We start from the raw sequence: 5,221 nt of genomic DNA on the forward strand, positions 1-5,221 counted from the left end.
GACCAAGGGTCCGCGCGGTCGCTACGCAAGCCTGCGAAAGCGCAAAAAAGGAAAAGCCGTGAAAAATGACATTCGTGCCGGGTCTGCAATGCGGGCCGAATCTCCAATATCGCGTGACGGAAACGCGCGGCGCGGCGGGACGCGCCTGATGATCCTCATTCTTCTGGGCTTCGGTGTCGTTCACGTGATCGGCGCCATCCTCATTGAGCGAGCGTCAACCGAACGAGGCGGCCCTGCCTTGGCCTTCGCTTCGCGGACCGACTGACAGTTGCCGATGACGCTATTGGTTCATTGGATTTGAAAACCTGGAGGTGGCATTGACGGCAATCATGCGCGCGATTTCCCRCACGTTCCTCTCGGTCACCGGTGCCGACGTGGCGAAACACGTTCTCTTGCTGTGCGCAGCATGCGCCTTTGTGTTCGTGCTGTCGCGAACCCATGGCCTGGATTTGAGCCCCGGATTGTTCTGACCTTCGCAGTGGCGTGACTCACGAACCCCGACGCGCCGTCCCTCGGAGGACCCGCGACGATTTTGACAAGCTTCAATCCGTGTAACGCGAGGCACGCGCCGCGCGTCACGGCCGAAGCATGGTTTTCAAAGCGCATGCAAATGAGGAGCCGATATGTACGTTGGCCGGATACTGTCCACCGTTGGCGGACAAGGACCGCTGCTTCTGGTGATCTCGCTTTGCGCAGGGCTGTTGATCRCTCCGTTCGCTCACTTCGGCTACGAACTTTTGCCCTTTTCAGCATTTCTTCTGACGCTTGGCTCGTTTCTCACGGCCGGGCTCGCTCCCCCTGAACGCGGCATTCGTCTCCCCCTGATCGCGCTGGTGCTTGTCTGGATTGGCCTCGCGCTGCCTTTGGCTGCCGCGTTTCTGCTGTCCCTTGTTCCGCTCGATCCTGCGCTGCGGGCCGGCGTTCTGCTGTCGCTGCTGGCGCCGCCGGTCGGAAGCGCCGCGGCGATTGCGGGGATGCTTGGTTTGCGACCGCGTCTCGCGCTGYTCGTCTCCATTGCGCTGACCCTGCTGACGCCGATTTCGATTCCGTGTTTTGCCATGGTGCTCGGGCTGGGAATTGAATTCGATATGGGCGGGCTGGCGATCCGRCTGTTCGGCATTATCGGTGCCGCAGGATCGGTGGCCTTTCTGGCCATGCGGTTCCGTCGCCATCTGATTGCCGTCCTGCCCGATCAACGCGCAGCCACAGGGGTCGCCGTGATCGGGCTCATCATCGTGGGACTCGCCACCTCGCAGGGCATACGGGCGCAATGGACCAGCAACGCCCTGCGTTTCGACCTGATGCTCGCCGTTGCAATCGTCGCCAATTTTGGCCTGTGCGCGCTCGCGACCGTGACATTCGCGAGGCTGGGGTTGCAGACCGCCGGAACCATAGGCCTCGTGAGCGGAAACCGTAACGTCACCCTCGTGTGGGCCGCGGCCAGCTTCGGTCTGCCATCTCTTGCTGAGGGCTATGTTGCCGCGTGCGTGATCCCGGTGCTCGCGCTTCCTCTTATCGTCAAGCTTTGTGTCAGGCTGCCGTCCTTCAGCCGCTTCATCCCGCAGAACTCGTAGTCCGGAGCGCGCAATGGCGGCGGCTTACAATGTCTCGAAACGTGAAGATGACCGGGGCGATCACCTGCTGCCAAGGTCTTCCGCAAAACGGAGCAGGTAACCATCAGGGTCTTGCACCAGGAACTGCCGATTGCCCCGTTCTTCGCCTGCAACCTTGTACCAGGCATCGTGACAATCCCTGAACAGCGGCCAATTCGCCCGCCTCAGGGCTTCGACAAGAGGGGCGACGGAATTGACGAACATTTGGAAGTTGATCCCGCGTCCCAATGGACGTTCAAGGGTCGCAGTCTCCCAATTGCCATTTCGCTGGTTCAACATGACCTGGGAGCCCTGCAGCTCGATATACATGAAGCGGCTTTCAGGTCGCTGATACGCAATCTGGAAACCCAGTATTCCGCACCAGAACGCCTCGCTCTGCGCCAGGTCAAACACGTCCAGCTCAGGGACGAGCCGGGCAAAGCCGCCAATGGGCAATCTGTTGTTCGATGTTTCCATGACTAGCTCGCTTCCTGCGGCTCACTGCATCATCGCCGCAGCGATCTTCTCCGCCGACATCAGGACCGGGAAGTTGGTGTTGGCGCAGGGCACCACCGGGAAGATCGAGGCGTCGACGACGCGCAGACCCTGGATGCCTTTGACGCGGCCCTGGGGGTCGACCACCGCCATGGGATCGTCGGCCCGGCCCATGCGGCATGAGCATGAGGCGTGCCACACGCCGATGGTCGCCTTGCGCACGAAGGCCTCCAGCGCCTCGTCGTCGTTGATCACGTCGTCGAAGCTGAAGCCCTCGACCACGAAATTGTCGATCATGTAGTGGCGCAGCGCCGCCGGCCCGTCCATCATTGCCGCGGCGATCGTGGTCAGAATCCTGTTCTTGGTGTTGACCACGCCGATCTTGCGCACGCGGTCGGTATAGGCCGCCGGGAACGGCTTGTCCGTCACCGCCTTGACCACATCGCTCATCTGCACCGCCGCCATCTTGCGGAAACCGCTCATCAGGCGATCGAGGTCGCGCCGGTCGGACAGCAGGTTGAACTCGACGATCGGCTCGGCTTGCGGATCGCGCGAGGCGAGCTTGACCTGTCCGGTCTCCGAATAGGTCTTGTTGACGAACGTCAGCAGCGAGCCGATTTGCGCGCCGACCGCGTGCCAGGCCGATTTGCTGATCACGACGACGAACATGTCGCCCTTCGGCACGCCCGGCAACCCGGACGAATAGCGCAGGCCAAGCTGCATGTGGCGCCTGGTATGCTCGTTCATGCGCGCGCCGCGGCGGACAAAGGACGACAGCGAAATCGAGGGATGATCCATCAGGCGCTGGCCGACGCCTTGCAGTCCCATCAGGACGGGAATCCCCAGATCCTTGAGGTGGCCGACCGGGCCGATGCCGGCGCGCAAGAGATGCGCCGGCGAATGGATGGCGCCGCTGGAGAGAATGATCTCGCGGCCGCGGAATTCCTGCTCCCGTCCGTCCACCATTGCCTTCACGCCGACGCACTGCGTGCCTTCGAACAGCAGCTCTCGAACCTGCGTGTTGGTCGAGATCGTCAGGTTGGCGCGCTGGCGCGTGTCGCGATCGAGATAGCCCATTGCGGCCGAGACGCGTTGCTCGGCCTGATTGGAGTGCGTCACCGGAAAATAGCCGTCGACGAACTCGCCATTCTGGTCCGGCACGAACTGATGGCCGGCTTGCTGGAAGGCTTGCGCGAACGCCTGCGAATGCCGCGTCCAGTGCTCCTGCGGAATTCTACGCACCGGAATTCGGCCGTCCTTGCCGTGGTACGGCCCGTCGAAATCGAGGTCGCGCTCGACCTTCTTGAAGAAGGGCAGCACCTCGTTCCAGCTCCACCCGGTGGCGCCGCGCGCGTCCCATTCATCGTAGTCGGTCGGTGCGCCGCGGTTGGCCATCTGGCCGTTGATCGACGAGCCGCCGCCCAGCACGCGCGCCTGTTCGTATTTGCGCAAGGGCGGACGCCCTTCGTTCGGATTGTTGTGGCTGACGATCTGGGTCGTGACCTTCAGCTCGGTCCAGTGGAAGCGCGGATCGAAATAGGCCGTGCCCGGATAGCTGTCCCTGATCTCGGCCGGCTCGTTGCCGGGTGGTGTGTCCTGTCCGGCTTCGCACAGCAGGACCTTGTTGGCGCTCTTGGCGGAGAGCCGGTGGGCCAGCACGGACCCCGCCGAGCCGCCGCCCACGATAATGAAGTCGTACACGATTGGCGCTTCCTGTTGTTCTTGCCCGGGGAGGGTAGCGTGATTTTATCGTGAGGTCACGCGCGGGGGCTACGCCGCCACCGCCTGCTTCGACAGCAACAGCTTCAGCTTCGCCGCCGGCACGGCCGGGCTGAACAGCCAGCCCTGCATCTGGGTGCAGCCGAGCTGCCGCAGCACCTCGCGCTGCGCTTCGGTCTCGACGCCTTCGGCTTCGCACCGAACTGGTCCTCCGGTGTTGAATACGACCATCTCTGGAGGGGGCGTGACAACGCAGGCGTGGTTACTCCCGGTTGGGTCACCCTCCTGGGCAATGGGGTGAGCCAGGACATCGACATCATCACCCTGCGCTTCAACTACGGCTTCGGCTGCTACACGACGCCGGTCACGGCGCGTTATTAGTTCAATCTCGGTATCCAGCAACCTGGCCCCGGGGAATCCACCCGGGGCGTTCTATTTGTTGCTGGTCTGACGAACGCCGCGTCGCGCTGTGCTGCGATCAAGGGTTGACGTCCGCTCGTCAGAATGGCGGCGCAAGAACGGACATGTCGCAGGTCTCGCTCGGCCCGCGCGCCACAATTCTTTCTCCAATTCCCTTGATTTGAATCAATGCCACATCGCCCTGTCGACAATTGTTAGCGTGGTGCCTGGGGGCTACTCACCTAGGAGGTCGCCGATGATGAAAATAGTAGTGATCGGAACAGCTGCACTCCTTCTTGCCGCACCGTCGATTGCCAGCGCGCAAGCTCCGTCCCCTGCGACGCCAGAACGGCTAAACGCAGTGGACCGGAATACGCTGGTGGACATGCGGATCGATTTGACCAAGGCCGCGTTGCAGCTGACACCTGACCAGGAAAAGCTCTGGCCGCCTGTCGAGAGCGCCATTCGTGCCAGAGCGGAGGATCGGAAGGCCCGTGTTGCAAAAATCTCGGAAACAGTGGGTCGACGGGCCGACCAGAATGCCGTCGAAAGCATGCGCAATCGTGATCCCATCGCCTTCCTGCAACGACGCTCGGAGGCATTGGCTCAACGATCAGCCGATTTGGATAAACTCGCCGAGGCGTGGCAGCCACTCTACAAGACCCTCAATCCCGAACAGAGGCAGCGCATGGGGGCCCTCGCGGTCCTTGTACTTCATGACATGAGCGATGTCGTGGAACGACGTCGTGCGCAGGCCGAGGATGAGGACTGAAGCAGGATGTTAATTCATACCCGCCGCGTGACGGCCTCAATCTGCGCGGCTAACTAACTTTAAGCCTGGGCGATGTCCCCTTTGCCAAGGCCGACATCCCCAGGCGGCATGCGCGACCAACGACCGCCGCTGATTCCGTTTCCCAAGATATCGCCGTTCTAAGCCGCCACGGCCTGCGCCGACAGCAATTGCCTCAACTTCGCCGCCGGCACGGCCGGGCTGAACAGCCAGCCCTGCATCTGGC

8 protein-coding genes are annotated in these 5,221 nt (G+C 62.3%); 5 read left to right on the forward strand and 3 right to left on the reverse strand.

Features of this window, described 5'->3' with window-relative positions:
• The 3 genes from ACXJL8_RS33280 to ACXJL8_RS33290 all read left to right on the forward strand — a co-directional run.
• A partial coding sequence (locus ACXJL8_RS33280) for a hypothetical protein (protein WP_456686320.1) occupies window positions 1-265 on the forward strand: 265 nt, incomplete at its 5' end.
• 52 nt (window positions 266-317) lie between these two features.
• Complete coding sequence (locus tag ACXJL8_RS33285; RefSeq protein WP_456686322.1) at window positions 318-470, forward strand: hypothetical protein; 153 nt, start codon at window positions 318-320, stop codon at window positions 468-470.
• 153 nt (window positions 471-623) lie between these two features.
• Complete coding sequence (locus ACXJL8_RS33290) at window positions 624-1,574, forward strand: hypothetical protein (RefSeq protein WP_456686321.1); 951 nt, start codon at window positions 624-626, stop codon at window positions 1,572-1,574.
• Between the two features lie 60 nt (window positions 1,575-1,634).
• On the opposite strand, the gene ACXJL8_RS33295 is transcribed toward ACXJL8_RS33290, so the two are convergent.
• The 3 genes from ACXJL8_RS33295 to ACXJL8_RS33305 form a co-directional block, all read right to left on the reverse strand.
• Window positions 1,635-2,069, reverse strand: coding sequence for a bleomycin resistance protein (locus ACXJL8_RS33295; RefSeq protein WP_456622330.1), 435 nt, complete (start codon window positions 2,067-2,069; stop codon window positions 1,635-1,637).
• Window positions 2,070-2,090: 21 nt separating this feature from the next.
• Window positions 2,091-3,788 carry a GMC family oxidoreductase gene (locus ACXJL8_RS33300; protein WP_456622331.1) on the reverse strand — a complete coding sequence of 566 codons (1,698 nt, stop codon included), beginning with the start codon at window positions 3,786-3,788 and terminating at the stop codon, window positions 2,091-2,093.
• A 69-nt stretch (window positions 3,789-3,857) separates the two neighbouring features.
• Window positions 3,858-4,037: a hypothetical protein gene (locus ACXJL8_RS33305; RefSeq protein ID WP_456622369.1), complete on the reverse strand. Its 180-nt coding sequence runs from the start codon at window positions 4,035-4,037 to the stop codon at window positions 3,858-3,860.
• Window positions 4,038-4,064: 27 nt separating this feature from the next.
• Here ACXJL8_RS33305 and ACXJL8_RS33310 point away from each other — a divergent pair, with 27 nt between their 5' ends.
• A complete protein-coding gene (locus ACXJL8_RS33310; protein ID WP_456622332.1) occupies window positions 4,065-4,187 on the forward strand; it encodes a hypothetical protein in 123 nt (40 codons plus the stop codon).
• 274 nt (window positions 4,188-4,461) lie between these two features.
• Entirely contained in the window at window positions 4,462-4,977 is a 516-nt protein-coding gene (locus ACXJL8_RS33315; RefSeq protein ID WP_456622333.1) for a Spy/CpxP family protein refolding chaperone, read from the forward strand.
• Window positions 4,978-5,221: the final 244 nt, after the last annotated feature.

The sequence above is a fragment of the Bradyrhizobium sp. P5_C11_2 genome, assembly GCF_054049755.1.